This is a genomic window from Providencia sp. JUb39 (genome assembly GCF_012272845.1).
In the GTDB taxonomy this organism is placed as follows: domain Bacteria; phylum Pseudomonadota; class Gammaproteobacteria; order Enterobacterales; family Enterobacteriaceae; genus Providencia; species Providencia lanzhouensis.
The window spans coordinates 766,505-783,150 of record NZ_JAAWXD020000001.1 but is presented as its reverse complement, the minus strand read 5'-3'; the positions used below and the strand labels follow the sequence as shown (position 1 = coordinate 783,150).

The following is a 16,646-nucleotide window of genomic DNA, read 5'->3' as shown; positions in this document are numbered from 1 at the left end:
CTAAGTTGACCGTTTTTTCATCAAACAAAATTACGCGGATAAAAATTTATTGACGTCTGCGCAAATTAGCCTAAAATCCGCACCGTACTATTGATGCATGAGCAATTATGCAAAAGAGTTAGTATTGCGAGGGTGGCGGAATTGGTAGACGCGCTAGCTTCAGGTGTTAGTGTCCTTTGGACGTGGGGGTTCAAGTCCCCCCTTTCGCACCACTTACTCTTCATAATTTCAATTATCTATGCGTTGACTGCTCTTCGCTATCCGTATCACATAGTTATCTATGCTCAACGGAATAGCGGCGTTTGTCGCCTTTATCTAATTGAAATTCTTTTGAGTAAGAAAGCTCATATCATAATTTCAATTATCTATGTATTGAGCATGATATAGACAAGTATCAATAGAAAGAATTTTGACAGTATTTGCGAGGGTGGCGGAATTGGTAGACGCGCTAGCTTCAGGTGTTAGTGTCCTATGGACGTGGGGGTTCAAGTCCCCCCTTTCGCACCACTGTTAATGATTCGTAGCCTTATGATTTAATCTTCAGATGTTCAATCCTTGATAGCCATTCGCACAATATCCCTAACCTAAATATCGCTTAGACAATCTTAGCTTCGCATAATAAAAATCAGCAAGAAACAACCTAAAGACATCACTGCTGGAATAATTAATAAGCGGCGAGAACCTCGATTAAACAGCATGCCAGCCGTCGCAATCATCAAGGTGATCATTGCCACTTTCAGTGGATCAAACCCCATATTGCTCAGCAAATACATAATACTCAGTAACACCACCGCGAAGACGCCCCACAAACCAGCGCCAATACGCCGCAACCCTGTTGCTTTTGATACGCTAGTTCCCATAACGCCTCCCATTTATAGCTAACGAGTCTTTAGCTAACTATCAATTAGCCTATAATTTCGTTAAAGATGATAATGATTATCAATCATATCTACGTTTCTATAAAAATCAATCAAATTTTTGTGAGGAAAATATTTCCCCCACGGTAAAAACATCACTCAAAAATACAAACAAAGTGAATATCTTCAGGCTCTAGCGCAAACAGCACTGGATCGGGCTTTTCGAGCAGTTCACAGCCCATATATTGATAAAAATGCACCGTATTTTCGGAAGGGGTTGCAGAAATATACAACCCACCAGCGCCTTTCTCCAACGCCCTCTGCTGGCAAAGTTTGAAAAGCTGGCCGCCCAGCCCTTCACCACGATATTGGTGACTAACATGAAGAAAAGAGAGCTGTAACAGATCCTGATTTTCCCCTCGCCATACGTTATCTAAACTCGCTGCGGCGATCAGTTTTTCATCATCAAAAATACCAAAGAAAACAGCGCCATTATCATAACTTTCCAGCAAATGCGGGGTGTATGCATCGGTTTCACCTTCCGGCCAACCTTTCATATCAAAGCGTTGAGCAGAAAGAACTAACTCTCCTTGTTGGTGAAGATAAAGGTGTTCAATCAATTCAGTTCTATCAATCGACCACACATTTGGGATCTCATCCCGCGTGAGCTCGCGTGTTATTCTCATTTTTATTGTTCTCTTAATGCTTGTATAAATTCTATATAAATCGGATATATAGAGAGCATACAGGCTACACAATCAAAAAGAAATCAGGGCATGAAGAAGGAAACTTAATGAGGATTTATTGGACTTTATAAACAAAAAAGTTCTCTGTAGCATCCTGCCGCAGAGAACTTTTAACTACAGGGGTTGGTTTATTGCTTCAATCCCATCGCATCGCGCATGGTAAAGAACAAATCGGTTTGGTCAGTCAGACCCATTACGTTCGCGGCATGTGGACCATAGGCTGCGACACGTAGCTGAGCACCTGTATGCTCCTGTGAATCTTCTTCTTCAGAGTTACCGTAGTTCACGGTCATCACGGTACCATCTTTAGTAATCAGCGCTTGAGTTAAGCCTGATGATTTAGTTCCGTCTGGAATAATTTGACTAGAATGCGAGTGGTCAGCGGTCACGATAACCAGCGTATCACCGTGCTTCTTAGCGAAATCTAATCCCACTTGTACCGCTTGATCCAGCGAGACAGTCTCACCGATTTGACCACATGGGTTCGCTTTATGATCCTGCTTATCGATAGAAGCGCTTTCAACTTGTAAGAAGAAGCCATTCGGATTTACTTTCAATAAATCAATCGCTTTTTCAGTCATTTGCGCTAATGTCGGTGCATTCGGGTCTAACTTAGAATTCGGTTTACACTCTAATGCAGCGTTATTTAAGTTACCGTGATAAGTGGCTTTTGGGCCTTCCCACGCCACGGTCATGTTGCCATCATGGAACAGACCTAACACAGGTTTATCTTGGTTAGCTTCTTTGATTGCATCGAGTGACTTCGCATCACGGACGATAGTGAATCCACGCTCTTCCGCTTGTTTTTCCAAGGTTTTCCCTTTGTAATCACCCGCTTTAGCTTCCTGCTTAAAACTTTTCGCACCACCACCTAATGTGACATCGGCACGGGTGATCATTAACTGTTCAGAGATAGAACCACGACCGCCATTTTCCAGCGCATTGGTTGCACACTTTTCACTGGTCTCTTCAGGACCGTAACATTTACGCCCCGTCACATGAGAAAACTGAGCCGCTGGCGTTGCATCTTGGATTTCAGATGTCGTCACGTTACCCGTTGCTTTACCATTACGTTTCGCAATTTCAATCAATGTGTCATGGTCTTTACCGAATACATCAATCCCTAAAGCGCCGTTATAGGTTTTCACACCGGATGACCATGCTGTTGCAGATGCCGCAGAATCAGTCACATAGTCTGGTTTTTGTGTTTTCTTATCTAATGCGTAATGGGTGTATTGTCCAGTGATTGGCAATGCATCGATTCCTTTAAAGAAACCGCCAGCCCCTTCAGCATAGTTACGTGCGACGGTAATTTCAGAATCCCCCATACCATCGCCGATAAATAAAATGACGTTCTTTGCTTGACCATTATGCAGTGCCGCTTTCATGATATCCGTCTGTTCAGTCGATAAACGGCGAGCACCACCAAACTTAGTGATATCACCTTTTGCAGCGCGACTTTCTGAAACTGCATCATTTTTATCCGCGGCATAAGCGGGGATTGCAGTTCCTAAAATTAACGTACTTACAGCGACGGCTAACATAGATTTCATAAAATTACCTGTCATAACTTTTATCCTTGCCAATCAATAAAAAGAAGAGTGAATATACTTCGAATAATTGACCAGCATGCTAGAGCAGCCAGATGACAGTTGAATGACGGTTTTATGTCGATATAAAGATGATTGTCATAAACATAGCAGCCATAAACATAACAATCATAAAAGCGAAACGCCCAATCAGGGCGTTATCGATGAGAAAAAATTATTGATGAGGTGTTTGTTGGCTCATGAGTTGAGAAATCAGCTGTAGTGCGCTTAATAAGCGATGTCGCTGCTGATCAGTCAAACGTAAATAACGCCGAGCAGCAGGGATCCGGCTAACCATTTCAGAAGCAGTGTAAGGCTCAATTTCGCAACGCCAAACGCCATTTTTGACAGCAATATGACAGTGAGTGAAATCTAGCTCTTCGAAAGTTTGGCGGATCACGGGGTACTGCTCTAAGCTTTCGACCAAAAATTTCCCATCTGTTTGTTGAGTCGTGAACTGAACGTGTTTTTTCCGCGCTGACCCTGCTGTTTTCACATCAATCTGTGCCACCAGCGCACTGTCACATTTTCCCGAAACTGCAAAGCGACTATGCACAATAAACGCCATAAACAAGGTTTTCACACGCTCAGTCACTTCCACTTTAATACCTTGAGGCAATTGGATGAGCAACACTCCAGGCGCCCCCCACTCACAAACATAAGGAGCGATATCTTTCTCAATCCGATTTAAAGTTAACCCCGCTTGATACCCTGTCGGGAGGTGCTTTTGAGTTAACCTTTTCCACCACGATAACTTAGGCAAGGTTACGTAAAGGCTCAAGTTCCACCTCCTCTGCATTATCATCGTCAAATGAGTTGGACAATACTTGTTCAACCGGAACAGGCTTAAATGGATTTACTTTCTGCACTAACACGGTCCAACCTAATGCATAACTCGCGGTTAATCCCAACATAATGGCAAATGGAATATACACGTCCGCTTTATTCATGCCCGGAGGCGTGATGTAAACAATCGCTAGAATAATCCCTACACTCGAAATAATTTGAGGGATAGGAAAGAATGGTGAGCGATAAGCACGGTGCAAATCTGGGCGACGAATACGTAATAACACCACAGAAATCGTCACTAATAAGTATGCCGTTCCCCACGAGCACACAGCCGCCAGCACCAACGGGATAATACGGTCTAAATCCCCTTGGATAGCAAATGCGTGTAAACATGGGATCATCACCGCCACTAAAATACCGAACACAGGCGTTTTAAAACGAGGGTGTAAGTAGGCAAATACTTTTGGTAATGCCCCATCTAACGCCATACCGTAAAGAATACGCGGAACCGCTGCCATTAAGGTGTTGATGGTCGCCCCACCCGCCAGCAATAATGCAATTCCAATCCAGTATTTACCGAAATCACCCATGATTTGCCCAGCAAACGCAGGAATAGCCATCGGTGTTTCTAATAGGCTCACACCATTTTGTGGATCAACAATCACGTTTTCGACTTGGTTAGTCAGTGCCGCGCCAAACAAGAACATACAGAATGCCACACCACATAAACCAATCGCCATCGCACGCGGGATCACTTTGGCTGAATTTTTAATTTCAGGCGCCATCGGTGTCACTAACTCACAACCGACAAACATAAACATCGCCATTCCCACAAAGCTAAGAACAAGCGTCGGGTCAGAAATATTCAGCCCTTGACCAAACCAGCCTTCTGCGGAAACGTGAAATGGCATCAGTAGCCCACAAATACTGAAAATCACCAACGTGCTCCACATTGCAAAAGTGAGCACCACTTCCACTTTACCAAAAGCTTCGATACCAAATGCATTCAGTAAGCCGAATGCCACGACTAAACCAACACCCACCATCCAAGAGGAGTTGCTGGTTTCCAGCACTGTATTCAGGCTTTCAAAGTTCACTAACGCCATAATCCCGGACAAAATGGTTTCTGCTGTACCTGCAAAAACGTGAACTATCAGATAGGCAGACAGTGCCCCTGTAATCGCCCAAAAGCGCCCCATACCGCAGGAGATATAGTCGTAAACAGAACCGGAGGTCGGTAAAATTGCCGCCGCTTCTGAGAATGTGGTTAATTGAGCCTGCATCATGATAAAGCTCAGTAAAACAGCTAAGGCAAAAGTATCACCGCCGATCCCAAAACCACTGGTTACAGTGAGGATCACAGGGCTTGCCATAATCACGCCAACCGAGCTGGCGAGCGTTGTTGGAAAGCCAACCTTACCTTTTTCAATGTGTGATGTTAATTTTGAGGATAAATTCATTTTGCTTCCCTCTCTCTGCTCACAGCCCAAATTGTGAATTTTTTGTAAAAATGAAGTGACTGTATTCTCACTATAGAAATAAGCCTAAACATCTCGCCATCGTCCTTTAGAACGATACCCAGAGAGAGGGGAGCGAGCAGAGTCCAAAACGAAAAGTACCCTTTTAAAACTCAAATAATATAATAATCATTTAAATATCAACGATTAGTCAAAAATAACCTCATTAATATATTAACAAACACACTACGAAAGATACCCAAAGGCAGCAAACTCCCTTTAAGCGATAAAAAACAAGTTTTAAATAGTGTAACCACGCTCACGTTATTAACATGTTTATTTTATGTTAATTGAATTAAATTGCATGATAGTAAGCTGTATATTTTGATGGGGAATGATGATGGTTCAACCGCTATTTAGTGAGAGTCAACAGGGCTTAATCGACTGCTGCCTAAATACAATTGCCCATATCATTCCTATTTCTGCGGCGGTTTATTATCTAGTAAATGAGCACTGGCAGCCAGAAAACCATGTACTGTATGGAATTTCTGCACGTATGCATGAAGAGTATCTCTCTGCCTTTTCCCAGCACGACCCTCTACATCCCGACCATTTTCGCGGTGAGGATCTCCGTTTAGTGAAAATACCGGTGGAAATGCGTCAGCACGATCAAACCTTCTTCCATGATTTTATGCAGCCAAACCATATCGCAGATATGGCAGAGATTTTTATTCGCCGTAAAAATAAGATTGTGGCGGGAATTTCCGTGCTACGCGATACGCCATTTACACCGGAAGAGGTGATTAGGCTCAATGCAATCTTACCAATTGCGGAGCTTATGACATTTGATGTGCGACCCGATTCTCTGGTTTCCTATACCCCGAAAGAGCAAGAAATTATTCATTTAGTGCGAGAAGGCGCCAGTAATAAGCGTATTGCGCTGCTGTTGGGTGTTTCGCTTTCCACTGTAAAAACCCATCTACGCAATATTTTTACCAAAGCCAATGTGAGCAACCGGACAGAATTAGTTTCCTCCGGATTTATACTGCGCCAAGATAAAATTTTATAAAAAATCCCGGCGCATTGGCCGGGAAAACTGTTGCTTTACAGAAAAAACAAAACCACTAACGCTCTAATAACGCACCATGACGGACTTTAACTCAGTGTAGTGTTCGATGAATGCACTACCAAATTCACGACCAATTCCTGAAGACTTGATGCCACCGAAAGGCACTGCTGGGTCGAGGAAGGTGTGCATATTCACCCAAACGGTTCCTGCTTCAATTTGTGAAACCATGCGCATTGCTTTGCTGAGATCATTTGTCCACACGCTCGCAGCCAAACCAAACGGCGTGCTATTCATCATCGTAATCAGCTCTTCTTCATCATCATAAGCTAAGAAGGTACCGATTGGACCAAATGTCTCTTCTTTCATTAATACATCATCAGGGCCATTTGCACGAATAATCGTAGGCGGTACAAAGTAACCCGCTCCAGCAATTGGCTGCCCGCCATAGACAATTTCACTGCCATCTTGGCGTGCTTTTTCAAATAGGCTTAAGATCTTATCGTAATGGGCTTTATTGGCTAATGGTCCCATTTCTGTGGTTTCATCCAATGGCGAGCCAACCTTCATTGCCGATAAACGCGTTTTTAGCGCTTCCAGAACCGTATCCATCAATTTAGATGGAATATAGAAACGCTCTGCCGCTGCGCAGATTTGCCCTTGGTTTAAATAACCCGCTTCAATGATGCCGCTCACAATCTTATCCACGGATAAATCCGCTAAGAATGCAGCACCATTTTTACCGCCCAATTCTAATGTGACGCGAGTCAGTTTGCCTTCCATCGCTGAGCGCCCTACCGCCAATCCAGTCGGCACTGAGCCTGTAAAGGTCACTTTCGAACAAAGTTCATGGCTAATTAAAGCAGGTCCCACTTCGCGACCACCGCCATTCACAATATTGATTACACCATCAGGAATACCCGCTTCTTTGGCTAATTCAGCCACGCGCAACATGGTCAGAGGGGTAAACTCACTTGGCTTCAGTACAATCGTGCAGCCACATGTCAATGCAGCCGCTAATTTCCAAATGGAAATCATAATGGAGAAGTTCCATGGAATAATCCCCGCAACCACCCCGACAGGCTCACGCTGCGTGAATGCCGAGTATTTTTCGCCATTAAATGATGGCAAAGAAACATTTAGAGTTTCACCGCTAATTTTGGTTGCCCAGCCCGCAAAATAACGTAAAAACTGTGCCGCTGAACCTACTTCCAGAAAACGTGATAACTGAATGGTTTTCCCAGAACTTAAGGTTTCTAATTGCGCTAATTCTTCTAAGTGTTTTTCGAGCAAATCCGCTAAACGATTCAAACAGTTGCCTCGTTCCATCGGCGTAGTATTTGCCCATGAGCCTTTAAATGCGGCATATGCCGCATTCATCGCTGCATCAACTTCTTCGCAAGTCCCTTCTTTCACTTTCGCAATCACTTGCTCGGTGGCTGGATTCACGACTTCAAAATAAGCATCTCCCTTGCCAGAAACAGGCAATCCATTAATAAAATGACCGTGTTGACGGTTCAAGAATTCTCTAACTTCTGGTAACAGGGTTAACTCACTCATCGTTATCTCCACCTCGTTAATTTATCGAATTACGCATTCACGCAGGCTAAATAGTGTTTTACAAAACGTGGTGCGCTGATTTCCCAAAGTACTTCAGTGCCTTTGGCTGCAAACCAAGAGTCGCCTTTATGGTATTCCACGGTGACGCCTGTTTTTACGTCGGTTAATTTCACCGAACCTTCATGGACAGTTGCCATTTCATCAAATGGGTAAACCATCTTAAATTTGCCTGTTGTACAAGCAAAAATACCGCAAGTCAGATTATCTGTTGGCTCGCCGTGGATCATCGCCACGCTTGCTTGTGGATCCCCTTCAACAACCACAGAACCTAAATTGCTCACGCTACCAATGTTCAGTAATTCAGGAAGTGCTTTGTTTAACAGTAATGGGCTGATCATCTTTCTTACCTTCTCTTATGTAATAAAATCAAAAATGGACATTAAATTTAGGAAAACTTAGCGGCGACCTTGCCAATATCCTGATAACTGATGCCAACACTTGGCAAGTGACACAATGGCATTACGCATGCTGTCTTTCCCCATAATGTCAGCATGAGGAATCGAGCTCATCAGGTCATAGCGGCTGGATCCTTCAATCATTCCCTCAGCAAGCACCTTACACACGATCTGGCTCGGCGTAACACCAAAGCCAGAATAGCCTTGTACGTAGAATACGTTTTTATGGCCAGGGATCGTGCCAATTTGCGGGAATAAGTTGGCACTACACGCCATTGGTCCACCCCATGCCAGCTCGATTTTGACGTCTTTCAGGTATGGGAAAACATTCAGCATCAATTTACGATTCCACTCTTTCAAGTCGGATGGAATGTATTCTAAAAAGTACGTCGAGCTACCAAATAACAGGCGATTTTCGTTTGTCACACGGTAGTAATCGATGACTGGGCGAATATCGCTGTATGCCCCGCGAATTGGGCTAATGCGTTCAATTAATTCATCAGAAAGCTCTTCCGTCATTAACTGATAGGCATAAGTGTTAATTGTTTTTGGGTATATTGTCGGCTCAAGACCATTCAAGAAGCCATCACACGCCCACAACATTTTTCTCGCTTTCACGGAGCCCATCGCGGTACGAACCGTTACCGTATCGCCGTACTCAACATTCAAGACTTGGCTGTTTTCAAAAATTTTTGCGCCATATTCACTCACCGCTTTCGCTTCCCCCAGTAACAGGTTAAGTGAATGAACATGTCCGCCTCCCATGTGTTTGATCCCACAGGTATAAGCATCAGAGCCGATAATCTGCTTTAAATCTGAACCCGTATAAAATTCAATTTCTTCATCTGGCGCGACGGCTTTAAAATCTGCAAGCCAACTGCGCAATGTTTTTTCTTGGCGCTTGTTGCTACCTAAATAGGCATAACCATGGCAAAAATCCGCATCGATATTGTATTTGGCGATACGATCACGCATGATCCCCGCGCCCATGTTGCTCAGTTTAAAAATCGTTTCTAAACCTTCAGAACCAACATGTTTTTTAATCGCGTCGAGGTCATGACCAATACCAGCCATCACTTGCCCACCGTTACGTCCTGTACCGCCATAACCAAGATGGCGACCTTCCAAGATAGCAATGTTGGTAATTCCCTTTTCACACAATTCCAATGCTGTATTAATCCCTGAGAATCCGCCACCGATGATCACGACATCCACATCAATGTCTTCTTTCAAGGTTGGGAAACGCAGGTCATATTTTTTGGTTGCTGAGTAATAAGTTAATGATTCTACTTGGTTATTCATAATGGATACCCTATCTAGTATCTTGCAATAACCTTGATTATCTTAACCAATCATTAACAGTTACATAGCCCTTTAGGGACATTCGAAACATAAAGTTAACATTTGTGACGTGGATACAATATTTACTTATAAATAAGATTAAATCAATTCAAACCTTTTCTGTTTTAATTCAAAAGGATAAATATTTATTATTATATTAATAGAAATTATTACATATTTTAGTAAAGGATGAAGGCGAGGAGTATTTCATTGCTAAGAGAAAAATTCAATTCATTGAAAAATAAAGATTTATCAAGATTGTCTAGTTTAACCATCTGATATATCCAAGAAATACACTAGCTCTACTCAATTACTGTTTTATTGGAGTCATTAATAAATTAAAAAATTCAACTTGAGAGTTAATCTCTAATTTTTGATAGATATTCTTGCGGTGATTTTTGACAGTACCCAAGCTAATAAACAGCGCCTCGGCAATTTGTGGGGAGCCTTTACCTTCCAAAATTAATTCAACGACCTCACACTCTCTTGGCGTCAAACCAAAACAAGTCTGTAAGTCAGTATTACGGTAATGGCTGGATACTGAATTCGGCACCACTTCCTTATGTAATCGAGCAATACTTCTAATAATATCAAAGGCTTCTTTTAATGATTTCTGCTTACTTTCATCTGAAATAAAAGGCTGGTCTTCATTACCAAAGAAAATACCTAATTGCTTATCGGCTGATAGCTCCAGCAGCAAACCCGCCTCATCACACCAACCGGTCTTACGATAAAAGTTAAGATAATAATCAGTATGATAAAACCCTTTTGGTGCCACTTCTTTTAACGTTAGCACCTTCGAGCTGCCGCCTTTTTGTAGTTCTTGATAGAAAGGATCCATCAGATAAGCACCACGCTGATAAATACGATTGATACTGTCACTGTTGCGCTTCTCAACTTTCGACAGAAAACGCGGTGCACCTTCTTTTTCGAAGGCATAGATAATGGCGTTATCGAAGGCCACAAAAGAGGACAGCCATGACAACAAATTAGGGTAAAACTGATTGGTTGCCACGGAGTCAATAAGGTCAGGTAATTTATGCAGATAATGATCCATTCAGCCCTCACTCATTAACTTATTAATAATTTATCACCGTATATATTCAGGCGAACTATAGCCCTATAAAGACCATATTCTGAGCGGAAGCTCAATTTTTTTGTTATTAATATGTTAATTAAATCACAATATATGCTATGGATATTAATAATATTTTATCAATTATTTAATAAGTTGAAGGGGTTCGAAGAAAGTGCAGAAGAAATAAAAGAGAGCAGCCCGAAAGGCTGCTAGAGAACTATTTATTGATAATGGCCTTCAATTTGCTGTAACGACGGATCAAACGCCATTTTAATTTCAGCGTTGTGGCATGCTTCCAAACAATATCCCAGTAACCTTTATCGAAAAACAGCTGAACCATCTGCTTTTGCGTTTCCGGTGACTTGATGGCTAATAGCGCTAAAACAACCCCTAAGCCTTCTTTCCCCACTTGCCATAAGCAAGCCGGTGCTTGTTTCACTTCCTCAGGATGACGCTTATAGATATCCATCAACATATCTAAGATCTTCAGGTAGGTATTGATCTTACGTACTGAGCGCTCATCTCCAGTTAAAGAGTGAGAAACGGATTGGTTATGGATCAGATATTCATAATATTGTTCATTGATAAACTGCACTCGTTTAGCAACGAGCAGCATTTCGGTAGTCCAAGGAATATCTTGATGGTGTAATCTTGGTTCAAAGGAAAAATTGTGTTCTCTAATTAATGACAAGCGATACAGATTCAACCAAGTTACATGGAGAAATTTACGAGAGCTCAAGCCAATTTGCAGCCATTGAGGGCCCGTGATCACGCCAGTAGAAGGCACCTTATTTGGCGGAAAAATAGCTTTTGGCGCATCCCCATTGGTGTAAACATAAGTACCATTGCAAGTTGCCACGTCCAGATCCCCCGCTAAGGCAATCTCTAATAAGCGACCATACATTCTGGCATCAATTTCATCATCAATATCAGGGAAAGTGATGTATTTCCCTGTTGCGACAGCCATTCCGGTATTACGCGCAACGGAAACACCGCCGTTTTCCTGAGTGAGTACTTTGAAATTCTCAAACTTATCTTCGTATTGACGAATGACCGATTCGCTATCATCTTTTGAACCATCGTTCACAACGATCAGTTCCCAGTTTTCGAGCTTTTGGGCAATTAAGCTGTCAAAAAAATGGGGTAAAAACTTTTCGCCGTTATAAACAGCAACAACGATACTCAATACAGGCTGGAGGGACATGGATTAACCTTACGCTCATTAAAAATGATGATAATGACAAAATATATTCTTGTTTTTCATGAAAAATTCATAATCAAATCAAAGCTGTTATGATAAGAGCAACTTTACCTATCCCGATTATTACTCAAATTATCAAATCGCTGTGAACTAATTTTGACTTATCTTACCTAAGAAATGTCAATTATACCTCACCTTAACAAAAGGATCCTCCTGTGGCTGGAAGTAGCTTACTTGCCTTATTAGATGATATTGCAGCAGTTTTAGATGATGTGTCCGTGATGACAAAAATGGCGGCAAAAAAAACATCTGGTGTTCTGGGTGATGACCTCGCTTTAAATGCGCAACAAGTCACAGGCGTTCGCGCTGAAAGAGAGATCCCTGTCGTCTTGGCTGTCGCAAAGGGCTCATTCATCAACAAACTCATTTTAGTCCCACTAGCATTACTGATTAGCGCTTTCATTCCGTGGGCAGTCACACCATTATTAATGATTGGAGGCGCATATCTCTGCTTTGAAGGCGCTGAAAAGCTTGCCCATAAGTATCTACACAAACATGAAATCTCACCATCAGAAGCAGCACGAGAAGCTCAGCGTTCAGAACAAGAAATAGCGGCATTTGAAAAACAAAAAATTAAAGGTGCAATCCGTACTGATTTTGTTTTATCGGCAGAAATTATCGCTATTACTTTAGGTATCGTTTCTTCAACAACGCTCCTAAACCAATTTGCAGTTTTATCAATTATTGCCATTGTCATGACTGTCGGGGTGTATGGATTAGTTGCTGGTATAGTCAAACTAGATGACTTAGGCTTCTATCTACAGAAAAAAGCCTCTACTTTGCTGCGTAAATGCGGTAATGGGTTAATTTATGTAACCCCTTATTTAATGAAAACATTATCTGTTGTAGGAACGGCCGCGATGTTTATGGTCGGAGGGGGGATACTCACTCACGGAATTACCTATCTGCATTTATGGATCGAAAAAATAGCAGAAAAGACAGGTAGCATCGGTGTTGTTGGTAATACACTACAATTTTTGACTCCTTCCATTCTTAATTTAATTTTTGGTCTAGTTATCGGTTTACTTATTGTTTTCATTATTAACTTTTTTGCTCGATTTAAAAAAACAAAATAAAGCTAAAAACTGACTAATATCCTTAAATACATTATGGTAATAGTCAGTTTATTTTGTATCAGGAAAAAGAGAGAATGCCGACACTTTACCGACGATTTTCGATCATCAACCAGGTTATTGGGTTAATGCTACTTATTGCTGTTTTGGGCATTATCGGTATGACAATTTCCAACCGTATGATCATCAGTGTACAAGGCAACGCTCATGCCATTAACACATCAGGTTCCTTGCGCATGCAAAGTTACCGCCTACTTTCTTTAACGCCCATAAACCAGCATAGTCAGAATTATCTTGATGAATTAGAGAAAGACTTACTCAGCCCCGAACTCACCCAAGTGGTTAAAATTGAAAACCTTACACCTGAATTTAATAAAATACATGAATTTTGGCTAAACACTTTAAGACCCGCGCTCACTAAAGCATCTTCTCCTGATGATGCCCGTTATGAAGTCATTACTTTTGTTAATATGCTCAATGAGTTAGTTCATAATATTGATGATAAAACTGAGAAAAAAATCGCTTACGTTGCCATGACTCAGCTGATTTTTATTAGCTTAGTCTTTTTACTGTTGATGGGAACAATCTGGCATTTAAGACGAAAAATTTATTACCCATGGATGAAACTGCTTTCTATGGTTAATGCTATTGGGCGTAAAGACTTTACTCAGCGCTATCCCATGAAGAATAATAAGCAAGATGAGCTCAATGCCCTAGGTGAAACCCTTAATCGTATGTCTGATGAGCTGGCGCAAAGTTACCACCAACTCGAAGAACGTGTGGCAGAAAAAACCGCGGACTTACTCGCTAAAAACCGGGTTTTGTCATATCTTTATCAATCAAATCAAATATTACACTCATCGGAAACGCTTTATTCAAGATTACAAAAAGTTCTCGCAGAGCTGAAAAACATTACGCAGCTAGAGAACCTGCGCCTCAAATTATATGAAGATAGCAATGAACAATATTTTCATGAAATCTCTTATGCCACGACCAATCTCGAAATAGATAAAACAAAGCTATCTTCCACTAATCAGCATCCATTACACAATGATCCAGCAAAAGAATATCAAACGTTACAGTGGGATCTCTCTGATAACATGCACCGATATGGTGTAATTATTGGTGAAATAGAGCAAAAACAACCATTTTCTGATGAAAAAAACAGATTGGTTCTTATGCTAGCGAAACAGATTTCAGGTATGCTCACCATGGAGCAACAGATAGAGCAACAGCAGCAGCTGCTAATCATGGATGAACGTGCCGCTATTGCTAGAGAGCTTCATGACTCTATCGCACAATCACTCTCATGTTTAAAAATGCAAATTAGCTATCTGCAAATGCAACCAGAACCATTACCAGAAACAACTCTACATTTGCTCAATGAGATGCGTACAGAAATTAATACTGCATACAGCCAGTTACGGGAATTATTAACAACTTTCCGCTTGAAACTCACTGAATCAGGTCTATTACCTTCACTCAAAAGTACTTTAGGTGAATTTAGTGGGCGTATTGGCTTTAATATTCAGCTTCATTATGAAATTCCAGCGAAAAGTATCTCACCACATCAATCTATCCACATAATACAAATAATTCGTGAAGCGCTAAGTAATATTCTGAAGCATGCTAATGCAACTTGGGCTAAAGTTTCATTAAGCCAACATAGAGGCACTGTCACCATTACAATTGATGATAATGGCAATGGTATTGATGACAATCCAAATAAACTTAACCATTATGGCCTCATTATTATGAGAGAAAGAGCACTTAGCCTGAATGGCGAGTGCTACATTACTCAACGTGCCGGAGGGGGAACCGAAGTGAAAGTCACATTCCCCTTATCTGACATCTAAAACATTTGATATTTAGAACACCGGATCAAATCATTCATGGAGACTAAAAATATAATGACCGAAAAATCGACGATCCTACTTATTGATGATCACCCAATGCTCCGAAATGGTGTAAAACAGCTGATTAGCTTAGAGCCTTCACTTCAAGTTATCGGTGAAGCTGGAGATGGCAAAACAGGTATTCAGATAGCAGAAGAGCAAGATCCTGACCTGATCCTTTTAGATCTCAATATGCCTGGAATGAATGGCTTTGAAACCCTAGATGAACTCAGAAAACGTGAACTCTCAGGCAGAATTATTCTCTTTACCGTATCGAATTATAGTGATGATTTGATCAGTGCGCTTAAGCGGGGTGCTGATGGTTATTTGCTAAAAGATATGGAACCTGAAGAACTGATTATCGCACTCAAAGAAGCCGCAAGTGGAAAAATGGTGGTTAGCCCGACATTAACCTCTGTCCTTGCTGAATCATTAAGAGAAAACCAATCACAAAATGAAAGCGATGCAATCGCACTAACGCCACGAGAATCCGACATTTTAGAGCTTATCGCTCAAGGATTATCAAATAAAATGATCGCTCGAAATTTAGATATCGCAGAGAGCACAGTAAAAGTACATGTAAAACATTTACTTAAAAAACTAAATCTAAAATCTAGAGTCGAAGCTGCTGTCTGGGTGCTCCAACAAAAATAATATTTTTTCATCATACCGTCTTCATTCATAGCTAAATGATTGATTCATCTAGCTATGAGTGTACTTATCAATCTCACTGTACAAATTAGCAAGAGCTATTAATAGCTCTAATCTACAAGTCATTTTTTTCCAGTTATAATAAGCTTGCTTTTGACTCTTACTGATACAGATTATCCTTATGATAGAAGAACAACTTATTTTAGTTAATGAACAAGACACGCCAATTGGTAGCATGCCAAAACTACTTGCTCATCAGCAAGGCTGCCTACATCGTGCATTTTCTATCTTTATTTATAACCGTAAGAACGAATTACTCATTCAACAACGCGCATTTCATAAATATCATTCCGCTGGGCAGTGGGCAAATTCCTGCTGTAGCCATCCAAGGCCGCAAGAAGATACCCATGATGCAGCTTTACGTCGCTTAACGGAAGAACTCGGGTTTTCAACTTCATTAACTCATGTTGGTGAGTTTATTTATAAAGCTGATGTGAATGGCGGGCTAATTGAGCATGAGTATGACCACCTATTTGTGGGCTACTATGACAATCAAGTCATTCCTAATCCTGAAGAAGTCAGTGCTACCTGCTGGATTAGCCTTGAAACTTTAGCCCAAGAAATCAGTACTCATCCTGAAAAATTCACTCCGTGGTTCAAGAAAATCTGGGAAAAATACCCGTTACTGAATTTTTCTTCCTAATCCTTCTTTTATATTACGTCAGCCATAACGTATTCCTTTTTTCTCTGTTACCAGATAGTCTTCTCATAAGCAACAGATAGTATAACCAATTAATATATAGGTATTTTCTTACAATAGAATAACTA

15 protein-coding genes and 2 tRNA genes are annotated in these 16,646 nt (G+C 41.2%); 7 read left to right on the top strand and 10 right to left on the bottom strand.

Annotated elements, in window-relative coordinates:
• Positions 1-126 precede the first annotated feature (126 nt).
• A tRNA-Leu gene (locus HFU86_RS03460) sits at positions 127-212 on the top strand.
• 209 nt (positions 213-421) lie between these two features.
• Positions 422-507: transfer RNA gene (locus HFU86_RS03455), tRNA-Leu, on the top strand.
• 98 nt (positions 508-605) lie between these two features.
• Here HFU86_RS03455 and HFU86_RS03450 read toward each other — a convergent pair.
• From HFU86_RS03450 to HFU86_RS03430, 5 genes are all read right to left on the bottom strand, one after another.
• Positions 606-860: a DUF1435 family protein gene (locus HFU86_RS03450; RefSeq protein WP_036950193.1), complete on the bottom strand. Its 255-nt coding sequence runs from the start codon at positions 858-860 to the stop codon at positions 606-608.
• A gap of 152 nt (positions 861-1,012) precedes the next feature.
• The gene (locus tag HFU86_RS03445; RefSeq protein ID WP_187128727.1) at positions 1,013-1,543 is read right to left on the bottom strand and encodes a GNAT family N-acetyltransferase; all 531 of its coding nucleotides are present in this window, start codon (positions 1,541-1,543) and stop codon (positions 1,013-1,015) included.
• A 188-nt stretch (positions 1,544-1,731) separates the two neighbouring features.
• Complete coding sequence (phoA, locus tag HFU86_RS03440; protein WP_036950188.1) at positions 1,732-3,171, bottom strand: alkaline phosphatase; 1,440 nt, start codon at positions 3,169-3,171, stop codon at positions 1,732-1,734.
• Positions 3,172-3,367: 196 nt separating this feature from the next.
• Positions 3,368-3,973 (bottom strand): DUF3156 family protein, encoded by a 606-nt coding sequence (locus tag HFU86_RS03435; RefSeq protein ID WP_243698990.1) that lies wholly within the window; start codon positions 3,971-3,973, stop codon positions 3,368-3,370.
• Positions 3,948-5,441 (bottom strand): APC family permease, encoded by a 1,494-nt coding sequence (locus tag HFU86_RS03430; protein ID WP_187128726.1) that lies wholly within the window; start codon positions 5,439-5,441, stop codon positions 3,948-3,950. Before HFU86_RS03430 ends, HFU86_RS03435 begins: the two co-directional genes overlap by 26 nt.
• 397 nt (positions 5,442-5,838) lie before the next feature.
• Here HFU86_RS03430 and HFU86_RS03425 point away from each other — a divergent pair, with 397 nt between their 5' ends.
• Positions 5,839-6,507, top strand: a complete 669-nt coding sequence (locus HFU86_RS03425) for a helix-turn-helix transcriptional regulator (protein ID WP_187129815.1) — start codon at positions 5,839-5,841, stop codon at positions 6,505-6,507.
• Positions 6,508-6,570: 63 nt separating this feature from the next.
• Here HFU86_RS03425 and HFU86_RS03420 read toward each other — a convergent pair whose 3' ends face one another.
• The 5 genes from HFU86_RS03420 to HFU86_RS03400 all read right to left on the bottom strand — a co-directional run bounded on the left by HFU86_RS03420 (position 6,571) and on the right by HFU86_RS03400 (position 12,142).
• On the bottom strand, positions 6,571-8,064 hold the full coding sequence (locus HFU86_RS03420) for an aldehyde dehydrogenase family protein (RefSeq protein WP_132496111.1): 1,494 nt from the start codon (positions 8,062-8,064) through the stop codon (positions 6,571-6,573).
• 29 nt (positions 8,065-8,093) lie between these two features.
• Positions 8,094-8,462: a cupin domain-containing protein gene (locus tag HFU86_RS03415; RefSeq protein ID WP_036950178.1), complete on the bottom strand. Its 369-nt coding sequence runs from the start codon at positions 8,460-8,462 to the stop codon at positions 8,094-8,096.
• A 57-nt stretch (positions 8,463-8,519) separates the two neighbouring features.
• On the bottom strand, positions 8,520-9,821 hold the full coding sequence (locus tag HFU86_RS03410; protein WP_187128725.1) for an NAD(P)/FAD-dependent oxidoreductase: 1,302 nt from the start codon (positions 9,819-9,821) through the stop codon (positions 8,520-8,522).
• A 349-nt stretch (positions 9,822-10,170) separates the two neighbouring features.
• Entirely contained in the window at positions 10,171-10,917 is a 747-nt protein-coding gene (locus HFU86_RS03405) for a helix-turn-helix transcriptional regulator (protein WP_132496109.1), read from the bottom strand.
• A 238-nt stretch (positions 10,918-11,155) separates the two neighbouring features.
• Entirely contained in the window at positions 11,156-12,142 is a 987-nt protein-coding gene (locus tag HFU86_RS03400) for a glycosyltransferase (protein ID WP_187128724.1), read from the bottom strand.
• 212 nt (positions 12,143-12,354) lie between these two features.
• On the opposite strand from HFU86_RS03400, the gene HFU86_RS03395 reads away from it, so the two are divergent.
• The 4 genes from HFU86_RS03395 (at position 12,355) to idi (ending at position 16,521) form a co-directional block, all read left to right on the top strand.
• On the top strand, positions 12,355-13,275 hold the full coding sequence (locus HFU86_RS03395) for a DUF808 domain-containing protein (protein WP_132496107.1): 921 nt from the start codon (positions 12,355-12,357) through the stop codon (positions 13,273-13,275).
• A gap of 74 nt (positions 13,276-13,349) precedes the next feature.
• Complete coding sequence (narX, locus tag HFU86_RS03390) at positions 13,350-15,128, top strand: nitrate/nitrite two-component system sensor histidine kinase NarX (RefSeq protein ID WP_132496106.1); 1,779 nt, start codon at positions 13,350-13,352, stop codon at positions 15,126-15,128.
• Between the two features lie 54 nt (positions 15,129-15,182).
• The gene (gene narL / locus HFU86_RS03385; protein WP_006662852.1) at positions 15,183-15,821 is read left to right on the top strand and encodes a two-component system response regulator NarL; all 639 of its coding nucleotides are present in this window, start codon (positions 15,183-15,185) and stop codon (positions 15,819-15,821) included.
• A 178-nt stretch (positions 15,822-15,999) separates the two neighbouring features.
• The gene (idi, locus tag HFU86_RS03380; RefSeq protein ID WP_154599534.1) at positions 16,000-16,521 is read left to right on the top strand and encodes an isopentenyl-diphosphate Delta-isomerase; all 522 of its coding nucleotides are present in this window, start codon (positions 16,000-16,002) and stop codon (positions 16,519-16,521) included.
• Positions 16,522-16,646 lie beyond the last annotated feature (125 nt).

Coding starts and splice junctions, on each gene's coding strand:
- HFU86_RS03450 (WP_036950193.1), bottom strand. CDS start 860: ATGGGAACTAGCGTATCAAAAGCAACAGGGTTGCGGCGTATTGGCGCT.
- HFU86_RS03445 (WP_187128727.1), bottom strand. CDS start 1,543: ATGAGAATAACACGCGAGCTCACGCGGGATGAGATCCCAAATGTGTGG.
- phoA (WP_036950188.1), bottom strand. CDS start 3,171: ATGACAGGTAATTTTATGAAATCTATGTTAGCCGTCGCTGTAAGTACG.
- HFU86_RS03430 (WP_187128726.1), bottom strand. CDS start 5,441: ATGAATTTATCCTCAAAATTAACATCACACATTGAAAAAGGTAAGGTT.
- HFU86_RS03425 (WP_187129815.1), top strand. CDS start 5,839: ATGGTTCAACCGCTATTTAGTGAGAGTCAACAGGGCTTAATCGACTGC.
- HFU86_RS03420 (WP_132496111.1), bottom strand. CDS start 8,064: ATGAGTGAGTTAACCCTGTTACCAGAAGTTAGAGAATTCTTGAACCGT.
- HFU86_RS03415 (WP_036950178.1), bottom strand. CDS start 8,462: ATGATCAGCCCATTACTGTTAAACAAAGCACTTCCTGAATTACTGAAC.
- HFU86_RS03410 (WP_187128725.1), bottom strand. CDS start 9,821: ATGAATAACCAAGTAGAATCATTAACTTATTACTCAGCAACCAAAAAA.
- HFU86_RS03405 (WP_132496109.1), bottom strand. CDS start 10,917: ATGGATCATTATCTGCATAAATTACCTGACCTTATTGACTCCGTGGCA.
- HFU86_RS03400 (WP_187128724.1), bottom strand. CDS start 12,142: ATGTCCCTCCAGCCTGTATTGAGTATCGTTGTTGCTGTTTATAACGGC.
- narX (WP_132496106.1), top strand. CDS start 13,350: ATGCCGACACTTTACCGACGATTTTCGATCATCAACCAGGTTATTGGG.
- narL (WP_006662852.1), top strand. CDS start 15,183: ATGACCGAAAAATCGACGATCCTACTTATTGATGATCACCCAATGCTC.
- idi (WP_154599534.1), top strand. CDS start 16,000: ATGATAGAAGAACAACTTATTTTAGTTAATGAACAAGACACGCCAATT.